Here is a 17,119-nt window from a genome sequence, read left to right on the forward strand (position 1 = left end):
AATTAATTGAGTGGATTGAAATCAATTTAGAAAAGAGGCCCACACTGGACGATGTGGCGAAGATTTCTGGATATTCAAAATGGCATCTACAACGGAAATTTAAAAGTATTGTGGGGGTACAATTAGCCTCCTATATACGTGGCCGGGTACTGACTCGCGCAGCGGTTGCATTGCGCATTTCACGCCGTCCTATCATTGAAATCTCTGATGAGTTGGGTTTCGATTCGCAGCAAACCTTTACCCGTACATTTAAGAAGCGTTTTGGTGTTACCCCAAATAGTTTTCGTCAAATGGAGCACTGGGATGTGCAAGGGATGATTCCCCGCTTCGGTTTTTGTGAAAATTACACCCCAGAAATCAAACGGATATCTTTACCACCGCGAGAACTGGTAGGCTTTACACGGCGGCTGGATTTTGACGAACACAATCATTGTAGTGGTCAACACTCCTCCTGTATGGCGATGAAAGATGAAATTTTGCTCGATTTCTTTAAGGAAGTTAATTTCTCATGCCAACGGGTGTACTCGCTGTTTTCTGCCAAAGAGTGTCAGCAAGGGCAAAACAGTGTGAATTATTCGACTGCGATTGATAAAGACAAGCGGCATGAAATCCAGGGGCTGCGTGAGGTTGATCATATCTCTATTCCGGCGGGGGAGTTTCTCTCCATATCCCACCAAGGTAGTGCCAAAGAGTGTGTGAAATTCTCAATTTATTTGTTTAATGAAGTGCTGCCAAAATTGCGTGAAGAGTTTGGTGGTGGTATCGAAATGGAAGTTATTGAGATAGACAGTTGTCACGCCGAATCAAAAATGCGTGATATCTCGGTGGTTTATAACTATCAGATGTTGACGAACTGATGTACTGCCGCAGTGGCAGTGCGTCAGTTCAGTGTGTTACGTCTTAATCTGGGTTAGCAGTTTGTGCCGCTTTCCTGGCTTTGACTCGGGCAATGGCGGCAGCTACAGCGGCTTTGCGTGGATCTTCTTCTGATTCTTCATTTTTATGCGTTGCAACCGCGGACTCAAGCTGTGCTTGTGCCGCTTTCTTGGCTTTGACCCGGGCAATGGCGGCAGCTACAGCGGCTTGGCGCGGATCAACCGACGACGGTGTTGACTCATCGGAGGCGACAGCCAGCTGTTTTTCTGCCTGACGTGCTCTGGCCTGTGCTTTACGTGCTTCTCGAGCGGCAATGACGGCACTGTTATCCGGTGTTTGCCCTGCGGTCACGCTGATAACCGCGTCGGCATTCTTATCCTGGCGAGCTAATCGACTGACTGCGGCTTCAACCTTTTGCTGGTCAGCATCAGTCAGCTTGACCGCGGCTTGTTTATGGCGCAGTTCACGCGCACGCTTTTCTCGTTCCAGCCGCGCTTGTTTGGCCTCAAAACGTGCTTTGGCTTCCGCTGCTCGGGCATTTTCCTGATCGAGGGCGCGGATTTCTGCTTTTTCCTGACGGTAATACTGTACTAATGGGATATTGCTCGGGCATACATAGGCGCAAGCACCACATTCAATACAATCGAATAAGTTATGATTGCGCGCTTTCTCGTGTTCTTCACCTCGACTGAACCAATAGAGCTGTTGGGGCAATAAACCTGCTGGACAGGCATCAACACATAAGCCACAGCGAATACAAGCTTGTTCCGGTTCTGATAGCCCCATTTCGGCTTCGGTCGGCGCTAAAATACAGTTACTGATCTTAACGATCGGTACATCCAAACTTGGCAAGGTAAAGCCCATCAGCGGGCCACCCATGATCACCATCGGTTGGTGCTGAGGCTGAAATCCGGCCAGTTTCAACAAGTGTAATACCGGTGTCCCAATTCTGGCCCAGAAATTGCCTGGTTTTGCTAATGCATCACCGGTGAGTGTCACGACTCGTTCAATTAATGGCTCATCGTCGATAATCGCTCGCTTAATGGCGACCACTGTACCCACGTTTTGCATCAATACCCCAATTGATGAGGAGTGCTTGCCGAAAGGCACCTCTTTACCGGTCAGGATTTTGGTGAGCTGCTTGGCACCCCCGGACGGATATTTAGTCGGTACAACCCGCAACTGGATCTCGTCATGGCCCTGTAATGCATGTTGTAAAGTCGCAATGGCGGCGGGCTTATTATCTTCAATGCCAATCAACACCTGCTGTGGTTGCAGCAAGTGTCTTAGAATATCAATACCGGCGACCAGCTCTTGCGCGTGCTCCTGCATTAACCGATCATCGGCGGTGATATAAGGCTCGCATTCAGCCGCATTGATAATCAGGGTGGTAACACTGTTCACGCCACCTTGTAATTTACTGGCGGTCGGAAAGCCTGCGCCGCCCAAACCGGCGATACCCGCTTGATGAATACGATCCAGTAACGCCGCGGTATCTCGCTGTAAATAGTCGGCCCACGGCTGTTGCTCACGCCAACGGTCTTCACCATCCGGGGTAATATGCACACACAACTCAGCCAACCCGGAGGGATGTGCAGTGGTATGCGGGGCAATAGCCGTAATAGTGCCAGAGGTGGGGGCATGTACTGGAACTGTGCGGCCACGGCCCACGGTCAGTGGCTGGCCCTTTAATACTTGTTCACCGGTTCTGACGCGCAGTTCACCTTCTGGTCCCAGATGTTGTTGCAACGGAATGATCATTTGCTCAGGCAAGGATGCGATGCGCATTGGCACCGTGCTGGATTGCAACTTCATTTCCGGTGGATGGATACCCCCGTCAAAATCCCAGATATTGTCGTGTTGGCGGGCAGTAAACAGCTTAAACATGTTGCTCCACATCTATCATTTTCACTGGAATCATCTGTGAGGCCACTAACTGGCTGGGAAGATTTTTGACCGGAATAGTGCTCAGATCCCACTTCCAGTTAGCGGTGGTGGTGGCAACCGGAATCATTTCAATACAGTCTGTCGGGCAAGGGGCAACACAAAGGTCGCAGCCGGTACACAGGTCTGGCAATACGGTATGCATGGCTCGGGTGGCACCCACAATGGCATCGACAGGGCAGGCCTGAATACATTTTGTGCACCCAATACAATTGGCTTCATCAATAAAGGCCACTTTACGCTGTGGATGAGCCGCCGCTTCGTCACCCTCTAGAGGTTGTGGTTCAACCGCCAGCAGTTCAGCCAGCTTAAGCATCACTTGTTCGCCACCCGGCGCGCACTTATTGATTTTCTCCCCCTGAGAGGATACGGCTTCTGCATAGGGCCGACAGCCAGGGTAGCCACATTGACCGCACTGGCTTTGCGGCAAGATTGCTTCTACTTGCTCAACCACGGGATCTTGATCAACCTGAAAACGGCGGGCAGCAAAACCAAGCACCACGCCTGATATCAGCGCCAATGTACTTAATGCACCTACGGCAATCCATAACGACATCATTAGAACTTCACCAACCCGGTAAAGCCCATAAAGGCCAATGACATCAACCCCGCTGTAATCAGGGCGATAGAAGACCCGCGGAATGGCGCAGGAACGTCAGCCACCGCCAACCGTTCGCGAATAGCAGCGAATAACACCATTACCAGAGAGAAACCGGCTGCGGCACTGAAGCCATAAACCGCCGATTGCATAAAATTATGAGATTGATTGACGTTAAGCAACGCGACACCCAACACAGCACAGTTAGTGGTGATCAGTGGCAGAAATATCCCCAGCAAACGATAAAGTGCCGGGCTGGTTTTGCGTACCACCAATTCGGTAAATTGCACCACGACGGCGATGACTAAAATAAAAGCCAATGTGCGTAAATACACCAAACCAAGCGGCAGCAAGATAAAGCTGTTTACCATCCAGGCGCAAACAGAGGCCAATGTTAGTACAAAGGTAGTTGCCAGCCCCATACCAATAGCGGTCTCCAGTTTTTTGGAGACACCCATAAACGGGCACAGGCCAAGAAATTTGACCAGCACAAAGTTGTTTACCAATACAGTACCGACAAACAGGAGCAGGTATTCAGTCATTACGAAGCCTAAAAAAATAAAAGCCGCCTATTATCCAAAATTGGCGGCCTGACGACAACAGATGAAGTGCAGGGTTATTACGATTTACTGGCTATTTTAGGGGGAAAAGGTGCGCAATCCCATTAAAGTTCGGTAAAAGTATGCTTCACGCGTTGAGAACGTTTGATGTAAGGCACAAAAACAGCGGCGGCCAGCAAGGGCCATCCCAGAGTGCGTAAGGCAATATCATCACTGATCGGCGAGAAAGCAAAGGCCTTTAGTGCCAGTAGCACGGTTAACAACAACCAAAGAATAAACCATTTCGGTAGGCGACGTGAGCGGCTGCAAAACAACCAGATGACCCATAATGTATAGGCCCACATCACTAAGGTTGTTATCACCGAGAAATACCATTGTAGGGTAAATGCCTGTGAGTTGGTCACCAGATACTCTCGTGACTCTGGGGTGAAGATGGCCATGGCATACAGTACTAGCATCAGGCTGGCGCTGAGCAGTGTGACGATCAAATAGGCCAGTGGGGCCAATAACCAGCCGCCAATGCGCTGATATTCCTGCGGTTGAGACATAGTGAACCTTAGTAATCTATTAATAAGGAGTGATAACCCTCTGTCGCTATCACTTCTTTGTATGATGCTAGCTTAACCCGCAAATGTGTCCTTCGTCATCTATATCAATATGGTAATACGCCGGTTGGGTACCCAACCCCGGCATGGTCATGATATTTCCAGTGTAGATACGAACAAATCCGGCACCTGCCGACACGGCACAGGCCGTTACAGGCAACACAAAATCATGTGGGACGTTCTTCAGGCTGGCATCGGCACTGATAGACAGGGGGGTTTTGGCGATGCACAGCGGCAAATGGCCGAAACCTGCTGCGGTTATCTCATCAATTTGTTGGCGCGCTTGAGGCGTAAATGTCACATCGTGGGCGCCATAACGCTGTGCCATAACCTGTAACTTGTTCTCCAGTGTGGCGCTGTCTGGGTAGGGTAACGTCGGCTCAGCGCCCTGAGCGCAGGCAGTTATCACTTGTTGAGCCAGTGCGGCGGTCCCGGCACCGCCCAGGGCAAAAGCGTCACTGATTTCACAAGCAAGTGCGCCGGCAGATAAAGCATAGTCGGCTAAAAATCTCAATTCTTCGGGGCTGTCGCCGGGGAAGCGATTAACCGCAACCACCACCGGCAAACCGTAACTTTTCGCGTTATTGATGTGCCATTTCAGATTGTCGCAACCTTGATTGAGCAAGGGAATATTGGTATTGAGGATCTCGGCAGGCAGTGGCTGACCCGGTTTAATATCATACGCGCCGCTATTGGCTTTCAGGCTACGCAGTGTCGCCACCAAAACCACACAAGCGGGGGCAATACCGGATTGGCGATACTTAATATTAAAGAATTTTTCCATCCCCATATCGGAACCAAAACCCGCCTCGGTTACCACATAATCCGCTAATTGTAAGCCCAACCGGTCTGCCAGAACCGATGAGTTGCCGTGGGCGATATTGGCAAAAGGGCCTGCATGGATCAGTACCGGGGTGTGTTCACTGGTTTGCATTAATGTTGGATGAATAGTCTCTTTCATTAGCACGGTCATGGCACCGGCGACGCCCAAATCTGTTGTGGTTATCGCTTCGCCGTGGGTGGAGTGAGCCAAAATAATCCGGCCAATGCGTTGTCGCATATCTTGCAGGTTTTCTGATAAGGCCAAGATAGCCATCAATTCAGATGCAGCGGCTATTTCTACATGGTCTGCCCGCTCCACACCGTGGGTACTCTCGCCGATCCCCACACGAATATGGCGTAGCGCCCGGTCGTTGTGATCAACCACGCGTGGCCAGAGGATCCGCTGCGGGTCAATATTCAGTAACGGTAATCCGGTTTGTTGACTAAACGCCAGCCCCAAGCGTTGCTCATGGTACAACCGCGCATCCAAAGCGGCGGCGGCCAGATTATGTGCAGCACTGATGGCATGGATATCACCTGTGAGATGCAGGTTCAGTTTCTCCATCGGTTGCACCTGTGAAGCACCGCCACCCGCAGCGCCCCCTTTCACACCAAAGACCGGGCCAAGACTGGGTTGACGGATACAGGCGACACAACGGTGACCTAATCGGTTGATCCCCTGACTTAAGCCAATCGTTGTCACGGTTTTCCCTTCGCCTAACGGCGTTGGGGTGATACTGGAAACTAAAATCAGTTTGCCTTGCGCACGACCAGGCTGGATCGCACGGATATCAACTTTTGCCATATGATGCCCATAAGGGATGACATCATCTGTGCTAACACCTAATTGCTGAGCAATATGCATGATCGGCAACATTGCTGGGTGACGAATAAAATCTGAATGAGGGGGGAGGTCATCGGCAGTCGAAGGCATAGTCGGTGTCATGGCGAGAAAAAGTCCTGTTATCAGTGATAAAACGGCGGCAGCCAACCACTATGGCTATAAATCACCGCAAAATTATCACATAAAGCGATGAGTAATTGACGATACAAATCAATAAATGTGAAGTGACCGAGGTTAAGTGTCCTACTGTAGATATTCTTAATATTGGCTGCCTAACATGTCTAATTTATATCGCCCCACTGTGAATTAAAATTCACAAATAAAACGAAACTAAGGTGTTTTGAGTTATCAAAAGTTATAAATCCTTACGCTATATGAACGATATATAAAAACCATTCTATGATACCGGCGTTATATGTTCCTAATAATTTGGGTAATCTACTCTATGGAAAACCACGTTCATTCCTCATTGGTCTGCGCTGCTCGATTACTCCGTCTGGCGGGGTTGAATTCAGACACTGTTGAGGATTTTAGCCACAAAAATGCCATCGGTTGTTGGACCATGGCAACACGTGCATCATTGCGGCGCTATTTAGCGCAATTTTCACGTACCACAGCAGCCCGCTTCAAAATCATAAAACAGTCATTAAATAATATTAAACCAGAACAATTGCCACTTGCTTTTCGCGATATGCAAGGCAAATTTATCTTATTGGCACGTATTAATGAAAAGCAGGTGCTACTGCAACATGCAGATAGCGGGAAGCCAGAAATAATAACTTATCAAGAGCTTGCGTCGATTTGGAGTGGTGTCATCATTTGTTGTAGTCATTCGCGTTTCAATATTCGCTGGTTTGTTCCCGTATTACTGCGCCACCGTAAATCATTGGTTCAGGTATTAGTATTATCAATGTTATTACAGTTTCTGGCCTTGATTTCTCCGCTTTTCTTTCAGGTTATTATGGATAAAGTGCTGGTCCATAATGCACTCACAACACTTGATGTGTTAATTATTGTGCTATTAGTGGTAGGAATATATGAAGTCGTATTAAAATTACTGCGAGAATATATTTTCACTCACACGACCACTCGGGTTGATATTTTATTGGGCGGCAAGCTATTTAACCACCTAATAAAATTACCACTAAGTTATTTTAAGCAACGCCATGTGGGCAATATTGTCGCTCGAGTGAAGGAGCTGGACAATATTAGAGAATTTATTACGGGATCCGCACTGACGCTATGTGTCGATGTGGTTTTTACCCTGGTGTTGTTTATTGTCATGTGGTGCATTTCACCACTACTGACGCTCATCATTTTAGGCACATTGCCGTTATATCTGTTATTAGCGGCGCTGACCACCCGGCCATTACAACAGAAAGTTGAAGTCCTGTGCGGTTGTGCCGCACAAAATGGGGCATTTTTAACTGAAACTGTCTCTGGCGTGGAGACGGTAAAAAGTCTGGCGCTGGAACCCCAAATGCATCAACGCTGGGAAACCCAAACACGTGATTATGCTGAAGCGAATTTTCAGGTACAAAACCTGCAAAATCTCAGTAGTCAGGCGGCTCAGTTATTGCAAAAACTGGCTGGTGCAGTGGTGATTGTGGTGGGCGCTTATCAAGTGATGTCGGTGCAGCTCAGTATCGGGCAACTGATCGCCTTTAACATGTTGGCGGTGCAGGCATTGATGCCAATGAGTAAGTTGGTTGATTTGTGGCAACAGAGCATCCGGGCCCAAGTGGGGCTAATGCTTGTCTCTGACATTTTGAGCTTACCTGCGGAGCAGTCGGTGAGGGCGGTGCCACTTGACCACCCGATTCGAGGAGATATCACGTTGCAACAGGTGATTTTCCGTTATCGCGCCGATTTAAACCCGGTACTACAGGATTTTTCCTTATCTCTGCGTGCTGGCGAACATATCGGGCTGGTGGGGCCATCAGGCTCGGGTAAAAGTACCGTTGCCCGACTATTACAACGCCTCTATATCGCTGAGCAGGGTGTAATCAATATTGATGGCATCCCAATTGGACATTTCTCCCTCGACGTGTTGCGGCGTCAGATAGGGGTTGTGATGCAGGAGAGTTATCTGTTTAACCGTACGGTACGGGAGAACATCGCCCATTCACGACCCACGGCATCATTGGATGAGGTGGTCGAAGCTGCATGTCTGGCGGGAGCCAACGCTTTTATACTCGCCTTGCCACTAGGTTATGACACCGTGCTGTCAGAGGGCGGTGCCTCGCTTTCTGGTGGTCAGTGTCAGCGTATTGCCATTGCCCGCACATTGCTGGCTAATCCCCGTATTTTGATTTTTGATGAAGCAACCAGTGCGTTAGATGACGAGTCGCAGGCGGAAGTACAGAAAAATATGGCCCGCATTATTGCCAATCGTACTGTCATCACTATTGCCCATCGCCTCTCGACGGTGCGACATTGCCATCGCATCGGTGTCATGACACAAGGCCGCATTACTGAGCTGGCTAACCATGATCAGCTACTGGCGCTAAATGGCGTTTATGCCCGATTGTGGCAGCAACAGGCTGACTTCAGCCATGAGGAATCAAAATGAAGTTGATGCAATATTGGTATAGAACAGCATGGTTCAATGCCATAAAGAACCGTTGGCAACGCCATTTCTCGCCTCAGCGCACCCGTGATGAATATGATTTCCTGCCTGCCTATCTGGATATTGTGGAACGGCCAGTGGCACCACTGGCACGGCGCACCGCATGGTTTCTGGCGCTGACACTGCTGCTGGCATTGGTATGGTCGATTGTTGGAAGGCTTGATATTCACGCATCAGCTAAGGGCAAAGTGATTGTTTCTGAACATTCGAAAGTGATCCAACCGCTAGAACCAGGGGGGGTGGCCGCAATTAATGTGCGCGATGGCGACAAAGTTGAAGCCGGTCAGGTGTTGATTGAGTTAAATCCAATCGGTATTGATGCCGAGTTGGGTAATATCAATCAGCAATTAATGCATCGCTTACTGGAAGCTGCCCGTGTGGCGGCGCTGCTGACAGTGAACCCCACCGCGATGTTTACTCCCCCTGAAAGTAGCCCTGATGATTTGAACATCACCGCCAGGGCACTTTTGCGCAAAGAAGTAAACGAGGTCAATGCAGAGTTATCGCGCCAGGAGAGTGAACAGGCGGTTAACCAGGCCCATATTCAAGCGGGTATGACTAATATTGCGCACCAGAAAGCGTTAATGAAAAACATTCATCAACGGTTGCAGGCGTTACGAACACTCGCTAAATCCAAGTCAATTGCCGATGTGGAGTTATTGCTACAAGAGCGGGAATGGCTAAATGCCATGGCTGAAAGTAGCCGTTTGGACAATGAACTGGCTATCTTGCAGGCGAAAGCACACCACCTGTCACAAACCCGACTGCACTATTTAGCTGAAAAGAAGCGGAGCTATCAGGAACGATTAAATCAAGCTCATGAAGTTATCAACCAATTGCGACAAGAGCAGATCAAATTGCTGGAAAAGCAGCGCCAACAGACCTTACGCGCACCGGTTACCGGCGTGATTCAACAATTGGCGATTCATACTCTGGGCGGCGTGGTCACCACGGCTCAACCGTTAATGGTATTGGTGCCTGAAAGTCATCAGTTAGAACTCGATGTCATGATCCTCAATAAGGATGTGGGTTTTGTGCTGCCAGGGCAGGCGGTGGAGGTGAAAGTTGATAGCTTCCCTTATACCCGATTTGGCACGTTGTCGGGTGAAGTAAAGCATATTTCTCGTGATGCGATGGAGGACCAACAACAAGGCTTAGTGTTTCCGGCCCGGATCCGTCTGGACAGCGACAGGCTGAGCGTTGAAGGCAAGTCGGTGCGTTTATCCGCAGGTATGGCGGTCAGCGTAGAGATTAAAACCGGCCGGCGGCGGGTTATCGATTACTTACTCAGCCCATTACAAGAATACCAATCCGAAGCCATGAGGGAGCGTTGAGATGAATAATTCAACATCAACGCAGGTCATCCAGCCATTGGCAGCACTGGCTCGGGCTGCTGCATGTTTTGATCTGGCGGTTGAGCCTGCGCAGTTGGCGCACCAACTCGGATTAGCGCCGGAAAAAATAGATTACATTGCGCTGTGTCGTGGTGCCGGTTGGATTGGCTTGCGGGCCAGAAAAGTCAGTCAGTCATATGACCGTTTGAAACATCTGGCGCTGCCTATTTTATTCAGTGATGAGAATCAGTGGTATGTACTACTGGCGCTGAATGAACAGGGTGCGGTGGTTTATTTTGCCGCCACTGGCCAGCAGCAGCAAATAAGCCAGCAGGCACTGGCCTGCTTGTGGCGTGGTGAGGCTATTTTATTGGCGAAAGCAGAGTTACAGGGACCGAAAAAAGCCGCTTTTGGCTTTGGTTGGTTTATTCCGGTTATTACTAAATATCGCCATCAATTACGTAATATCGTTTTAGTGTCACTGTTATTACAGGCTATTTTGCTGGTGACGCCAATGCTATTTGAAACGGTGATCGACAAAGTCTTAGTGAGCCGCGGCGTCGGGAGCTTAATGGTATTGGGCTGCGCCATGATAGCATTGGCAATTGCCGAACCCTGTTACACCTTCTTGCGTGGCTGGCTGTTCTCACATCTCTCCAGCCGAGTTGGGGCCGAGCTTAACACCCGCCTTTATCGCCATTTACTGGGGTTGCCCCTGGCTTATTTTGGCGCACAGCAGACAGGGCAAACTATCGCCAAAGTACAAGAAATGGAGCAGATTCGCAGTTTTCTGACCGGGTCTGCATTAACCATGTTATTGGACCTGATCTTTGTTGGTACATTTATAATTGTGATGTTTTGTTATAGCAGCCAACTGACATGGATAGTTCTGTTCTCTCTGATCTGTTACCTCCTGTTTTGGTGGGCCATTGGCGGTGTTTTACGTCAGCGGGTTGAGCGTCAATATGAAGCCAGTGCAGATAATACGTCGTTTTTAACTGAAGCGATTAGCGGGTTGGAAACGATAAAAACCACTGCCACCGAAAGCCAGTTTAATCGTAGCTGGCAGCAGTCATTAGCTCGCTATGTGCGGGCATCATTTGCTGGCATGAGGATGGCAAATATTGCTGAGCAAGGTATTACACTTATCAATAAAGTCACCTCAGCTATAGTGTTGTGGTTTGGCGTTAAATTGGTACTGGCAGGGGGGTTAAGCCCAGGTCAATTCATTGCTTTTTCAATGTTTTCGGGTTACGTAACTCAACCCATTTTACGCTTGGCTCAGATATGGCAAGATTTCCACCATACGCAAGTCGCCCTGAAACGGATTGGTACCATTTTGGATTATCCAACCGAGCCGGGCTGCACCGGATTATCATCAAGTCATGGGTGCTCCGGGCGGTTGACATTTAAACAGGTGCGTTTTCGCTATCGATCAGATACCACCGAAGTTTTACAAAATCTCAATTTAGATATTGCCGGTGGCGAGTTTATTGGCATTACCGGGCCATCCGGCTGTGGCAAATCAACACTAACGAAGTTACTACAGCGGTTATATATTCCTCAACATGGGCAGATTCTGATAGATGGGCAGGACTTGGCGATTACCGATGCCACGGCATTACGCCGCCAAATGAGTGTGGTACTGCAAGATAGCATCTTGTTCTCTGGTAGCCTGCGGGACAACATCTGCCAGTGCCGGCCTAATGCTGATGATACCCTGGTTGAGTCGATTGCCCGGCAGGCGGGGGCGCATGATTTTATTATGGCTCTACCGCAGGGCTATCAAACCCAGGTGGGGGAAAAAGGGAGTATGCTGTCTGGCGGGCAGCGGCAGCGAGTTGCTCTGGCGAGGGCGCTAATGGCAGATCCTAAAATACTGATTCTTGATGAAGCCACTAGTGCTCTGGATTATGAATCTGAGGCGGCAATTATGCGCCAGTTACCAGAAATTATCCGTAATCGCACCGTCATCTGCATTGCTCATCGATTGAATACATTGCGCCAATGTCATCGTATTTTGGTATTAGGCAACGGGCAAGTATTGGAACAAGGCAGTCATCAGGCGCTACTTGCTCAGGAAGGAGCCTATGCACGGTTGTGGCGGTTACAAACTGAGTAATGCATCGCGACTGTGGGTTATTAATCTCGCTTAAAATAACGCTGGGTGAGAATCTCTCACCCAGCTATCACCAGCCATACAGTGCGTGATTACAACTTGTCACCGTTGGTTTTAATCACCCCTTGATACCAGAAGAAGCTTTTTTTACGCTGACGCGCCAGTTGTTTCTGATGGTCAACATAAACAAAACCATATTGCTTCTGGAAGCCATTCAACCAACTGAGTAGATCGATAAATGACCACGGATAGTAACCACGGACATCTGCACCTTGCTTGATGGCATCTTCAATTGCCACAATATGCTGACGCAGGTAATCAATCCGGTCATCATCAACCACTTCACCCTCAATGATTGGGTCTTTAGCACCCAAGCCATTTTCAGTGATATAGATAGGGATGTCACCATAGCGCGCCTTGATATTCATGATGCTTTCGGTAAGGCCCTGTGGGTAAATCTCCCAATCCCAGTCGGTATAAATCCCGTTAGGATTGCGGACAAATTTAAACAAATCTTTGAAGCCGAACTCACTCCCTTGTTGATGACCGGAACCTTTTTCACCTGAGGTATTCATGGTCAGATGCGTTTCTTGGTTATTGGCAGCAATAGTTTCACGCTTATAGTAGTTCAACCCAATAAAGTCACAGATATTGTTACGTAACAGGGCATCATCATCGGGGGCGAATTGTGGAACACCCCAAATGGCCTGGGTCTGTGCCAGCAATTCAGCAGGATACTCGCCTTTTAACACTGGATCATATAACCAATGGGTAAAGATCCCTTCAGCTAAGCGAAATGCGGCGATATCTTCGGCGGAATCACTCAGTGGCGTGTTGGTTTGCAGGACATTCACAAAACCTATTGTCCCGTCGATACCGCTGGCACGAAATGCTGCAACCGCTTTGGCGTGAGCGACAAAAACGTGATGGCAGGCTTGGATAGCACGGGCAGGGTTCTGGACGCCCGGCGGATGACCGCCAGTAATATAGCCAAAACCAATAAAACAGATGGTCTCGTTGAACGTTGACCAGAGCTTGACTCGATCACCATAGTGCTGATAACACAAACGTGCATATTCTTCAAAAGCATCGGTGGTGCTGCGGGTTTCCCAACCCCCTTCATCTTGCAAGGCTTGCGGCAAATCCCAGTGATAGAGCGTAATCATCGGCTCGATGTTGTGTTCCAGCAATGCATCGATCAATTCACTGTAGAATTTAACTCCCGCGGCATTCACCTCCCCACGGCCTGTTGGCAACAAACGCGGCCATGAAATTGAAAAACGATAACTTTTCATGCCCATCTCCGCCATCAGTGCCACATCTTCGCGGAAACGATGATAGTGGTCGACAGCAACATCACCATTGGTTCCCTGATAGGTGGTACCGGGCAGATGTGCAAAGGTGTCCCAGATAGAAGGGCCTTTACCATCAGTATCATAGGCACCTTCAACTTGATAAGCGGCGCTGGCGGCACCCCACAGGAAATTTTTCGGGAAAGCAGACATAAAATCACTCTCATGTAATGGATAAAAAGGGTGTTTGATAAAATCTCTATCCTCAGTGTATTAGGGAAAACGTTATTTATGCAACCGGTTTCTGTAACCGGTTTCTGTGGCACTAAATTGAGTGATTGAACGGCAATAAAACGGCAGCGATATGCAAGACACCGATCACAAAACCGTAAACAGTGCCTAAACGAGGTAAAGACAAGATGGGTCATTCAATACCACTGTGTATATAATCAGTGTTTCGCAAATTAAGATTTTTTGTTGAAGAAGGAAGAATGATGATCACTCGGCTTGCTATCTCTGGCTACCGTTCGTTACGCGATGTGGTACTTGAATTGGGGCAATTGAATGTCATTACCGGCGCAAATGGCAGTGGCAAGTCCAGTCTTTATCGAGCGCTCCGGTTGCTATCAGATATTGGTCAGGGGCAGGTTATCCAATCATTGGCGGCGGAGGGCGGGTTACAATCAACCCTCTGGGCGGGACCCGCGTCGTTTTCCAAGTCGATGAAATCAAGAGAACAACCGATTGAAGGTACCACTCGCCATCATCCCGTGAGCCTCAAATTGGGCTTTGCTGGCGCGGACTATGGTTATGCTATCGATCTGGGTCTCCCCACACCGCGCAGGTCATTTTTTGCGTTGGATCCTGAAATCAAGATTGAAAGCCTGTGGTGTGGCGATACCCTGAACAATAATGCGCTTTTTGCTGAGCGGCGAGGCCCGCGGGTCCGCATCCGTGATGAGCGCGGAATTTGGCGCGAGGCATATCACGGGTTAGCGGCCTATGACAGTATGATGACCCACAGCACAGACCCCCGTGATGCCCCAGAGATTCTGCTTATGCGCGAACGGATGCGGGCCTGGCGTTTTTATGACAATCTGCGTACCGACCGTCATGCGCCAGCTCGCCAGCTTCAAGTGGGAACTTATACACCGGTACTGGCCAGTGATGGTGCGGACTTGGCCGCAGCGTTACAAACGATCAGAGAGATCGGGGATACCGATGCACTCACGCATACCATTACAGATGCTTTTCCCGGTACTACGTTGGCTATTGAACCCAATTTTGAGTTGCTGTTGTCACAGCAAGGTTTGTTAAGGCCACTCAAGGTCGCAGAGCTATCAGACGGTACCTTACGTTATTTATTGCTGGTGGCGGCATTGCTATCGCCACGTCCTCCCGAAATGATGATCCTGAACGAACCCGAAATCAGCCTGCATGTTGTTCTGTTACAGCCATTAGCGCGGTTGATTGGGCAGGCGGCACAACATACCCAGGTGATTGTGGTGTCCCATGCCGCTGAGCTGGTGGCGGCGCTACAGCAGGAAACCCACTGTCGCCATATCTTGTTGGATAAACAGTTAAGTGAGACAACGATACAACAAGAGGCCACACCTCATTGGTTATGGGCAGCACGTTAGCGGCAGTGACTGCGATGTTGAAAACATAAAAAGAGCGTTAAGCTCCTCAGACTGCTAACAAACCGCGACGATGTCGGCTCGGGTGGGAGGGCTGGCACAAAATATAGCATTCGTGGCAGGGATGGCACGGTCCAAGCTTACATGGCTGCTTATTTTGGCGCAGGGAAGACGGTGTTGTTACGATCTGCTTGTTTTTACCATTGCGGGCATTTTGTCATAAAATTCAGGGGCCGAAGCCCCTGAGTATGGTGTTTAAATCAATTGTTATATTTAATTATCAGATCTATTTAAATTACCCGGTCTATTTAAATCAACAGATTAAATAATAGTATTCGGCTTAACTTAGCGATTTAGATGGTAATACACTTCGTTCCAGCGGATTTCATTTTTAAATGCAGGAAGCGTCGTATCATTGTCGATCAACAGGAATTCAATTCCGTGCATCTCGGCATACAGGCGCAATTCATCCACCCCGACGGCTTGAGAGAATACCGTGTGGTGCGCGCCACCGGCGATAATCCAAGCTTCAGCAGCCGTTGCCAGCGATGGCTGAGCTTGCCAGATAGCTCGGGCTACCGGCAGTTTAGGTAATGGGTGTGGCTGTTCGACAGTATCGACGACGTTGACCAATAAGCGGAAACGGTTCCCCATGTCAATTAAACTGGCATTCAGTGCCGGGCCCGCCGGTGTAGAGAAGATCAAGCGCGCTGGATCGGCTTTACCACCGATACCTAAGTGTTGTACATCCAGCAACGGTTTATCTTCTTTGGCGATAGAGGGACACACTTCCAGCATATGAGAGCCAACCACTAAATCATTGCCTGGTTGGAAGTTATAGGTGTAATCCTCCATAAACGAGGTACCACCTTTCAGGCCAGTGCCCATTACTTTCAGAATGCGCAGCAACGCGGCGGTCTTCCAGTCACCTTCACCGCCAAAACCGTAACCTTGTTGCATCAGTCGTTGCACTGCCAGCCCCGGTAACTGCTTCAGGCCATACAGATTTTCAAAGTTAGTGGTAAAGGCTTTAAAACCGCCTTGTTCTAGAAAACGCTTCATGCCTAATTCAATACGGGCCGCATCCAGCAAATTTTCACGTTTATTGCCGTTCAGTTTTACCGCATCAGTGAAGCGGTAAGTGGCTTCATACTCTTCAACCAAGGTATCAATATCACCTTTGCTAACGGCATCCACCACCGTGACTAAATCACCGATCCCATAGGCATTAACTGAGTAACCAAACTGGATTTGAGCAGCCACTTTATCACCGTCGGTTACTGCCACTTCACGCATGTTGTCGCCAAAACGTGCCACTTTAAGCTGTTGGCTTTCTTGTTTGGCTGCCGCTACTCGCATCCATTGACCAATACGTTGATGCGCTGCTTTATCCTGCCAATGACCGGTTATCACGCTGTGTTGTTGGCGCATCCGCGCGCCGATAAAGCCAAACTCGCGGCCACCATGGGCGGTTTGGTTCAGGTTCATAAAGTCCATATCCATGGTTTCCCACGGGATCTGAGCATTAAACTGAGTGTGGAATTGCAATAAAGGTTTATTCAGAATACTCAAACCGCCAATCCACATTTTGGCGGGAGAGAAGGTGTGTAACCACGTCATTACCCCGATACAGGCGGTATCATAGTTCGCCTCACGGCACAGTGCAGTTATCTCATCCGGTGTGGTCACCAACGGTTTTAGTACCAGTTTTATTGGCAAGCCCGCTTCACTATTCAGGCTGTTAACCACCTGATGGGCATTATCCATAACTTGTTGCAGGGTTTTCGGGCCATACAGGTTCTGGCTACCAATGACAAACCACACTTCTGATTGCTTGAATACGTCCATCTGATACTCCG

At 49.0% G+C, this 17,119-nt stretch carries 12 protein-coding genes; 5 read left to right on the forward strand and 7 right to left on the reverse strand.

From position 1 onward, the window contains the following. The coding region (locus V2A85_RS14965; protein WP_420071743.1) for a helix-turn-helix domain-containing protein at positions 1-857 on the forward strand (857 nt) is incomplete at its 5' end. 43 nt (positions 858-900) lie between these two features. Here the strand turns inward: V2A85_RS14965 and rsxC are convergent. From rsxC to V2A85_RS14990, 5 genes are all read right to left on the reverse strand, one after another. Continuing rightward, entirely contained in the window at positions 901-2,763 is a 1,863-nt protein-coding gene (gene rsxC, locus V2A85_RS14970; protein WP_420071744.1) for an electron transport complex subunit RsxC, read from the reverse strand. After that, positions 2,756-3,379: an electron transport complex subunit RsxB gene (rsxB, locus tag V2A85_RS14975; protein ID WP_083158881.1), complete on the reverse strand. Its 624-nt coding sequence runs from the start codon at positions 3,377-3,379 to the stop codon at positions 2,756-2,758. Before rsxB ends, rsxC begins: the two co-directional genes overlap by 8 nt. Continuing rightward, positions 3,379-3,960 (reverse strand): electron transport complex subunit RsxA, encoded by a 582-nt coding sequence (rsxA, locus tag V2A85_RS14980; RefSeq protein WP_013649928.1) that lies wholly within the window; start codon positions 3,958-3,960, stop codon positions 3,379-3,381. The genes rsxB and rsxA overlap by 1 nt, the downstream gene beginning before the upstream one ends. Positions 3,961-4,082: 122 nt before the next feature. After that, positions 4,083-4,526 (reverse strand): DUF2569 domain-containing protein, encoded by a 444-nt coding sequence (locus V2A85_RS14985; protein WP_372558995.1) that lies wholly within the window; start codon positions 4,524-4,526, stop codon positions 4,083-4,085. A 67-nt stretch (positions 4,527-4,593) separates the two neighbouring features. Then, on the reverse strand, positions 4,594-6,351 hold the full coding sequence (locus V2A85_RS14990; protein ID WP_420071745.1) for a formate--tetrahydrofolate ligase: 1,758 nt from the start codon (positions 6,349-6,351) through the stop codon (positions 4,594-4,596). 343 nt (positions 6,352-6,694) lie between these two features. On the opposite strand from V2A85_RS14990, the gene V2A85_RS14995 reads away from it, so the two are divergent. Genes V2A85_RS14995 through V2A85_RS15005 form a run of 3 tightly spaced genes read left to right on the forward strand, consistent with a single transcriptional unit; the run spans position 6,695 to position 12,334 of the window. Next, positions 6,695-8,821 (forward strand): peptidase domain-containing ABC transporter, encoded by a 2,127-nt coding sequence (locus V2A85_RS14995; protein ID WP_420071746.1) that lies wholly within the window; start codon positions 6,695-6,697, stop codon positions 8,819-8,821. Continuing rightward, complete coding sequence (locus tag V2A85_RS15000) at positions 8,818-10,212, forward strand: HlyD family type I secretion periplasmic adaptor subunit (RefSeq protein WP_420071747.1); 1,395 nt, start codon at positions 8,818-8,820, stop codon at positions 10,210-10,212. Before V2A85_RS14995 ends, V2A85_RS15000 begins: the two co-directional genes overlap by 4 nt. A 1-nt stretch (position 10,213) precedes the next feature. Then, on the forward strand, positions 10,214-12,334 hold the full coding sequence (locus V2A85_RS15005; RefSeq protein WP_372558999.1) for a type I secretion system permease/ATPase: 2,121 nt from the start codon (positions 10,214-10,216) through the stop codon (positions 12,332-12,334). 89 nt (positions 12,335-12,423) lie between these two features. Here the strand turns inward: V2A85_RS15005 and V2A85_RS15010 are convergent, their stop codons facing one another. After that, entirely contained in the window at positions 12,424-13,836 is a 1,413-nt protein-coding gene (locus V2A85_RS15010) for a GH1 family beta-glucosidase (RefSeq protein WP_420071748.1), read from the reverse strand. A gap of 281 nt (positions 13,837-14,117) precedes the next feature. Between V2A85_RS15010 and V2A85_RS15015 the strand changes: the two genes are divergently transcribed. Then, complete coding sequence (locus tag V2A85_RS15015; RefSeq protein ID WP_420071749.1) at positions 14,118-15,263, forward strand: AAA family ATPase; 1,146 nt, start codon at positions 14,118-14,120, stop codon at positions 15,261-15,263. 342 nt (positions 15,264-15,605) lie between these two features. Here V2A85_RS15015 and araA read toward each other — a convergent pair whose 3' ends face one another. Continuing rightward, positions 15,606-17,108, reverse strand: coding sequence for an L-arabinose isomerase (araA, locus tag V2A85_RS15020; RefSeq protein ID WP_420071750.1), 1,503 nt, complete (start codon positions 17,106-17,108; stop codon positions 15,606-15,608). Between the last annotated feature and the right edge of the window lie 11 nt (positions 17,109-17,119).

This window comes from Yersinia sp. 1252 StPb PI (genome assembly GCF_048593885.1).
In the GTDB taxonomy this organism is placed as follows: Bacteria; Pseudomonadota; Gammaproteobacteria; order Enterobacterales; family Enterobacteriaceae; genus Yersinia; species Yersinia enterocolitica_E.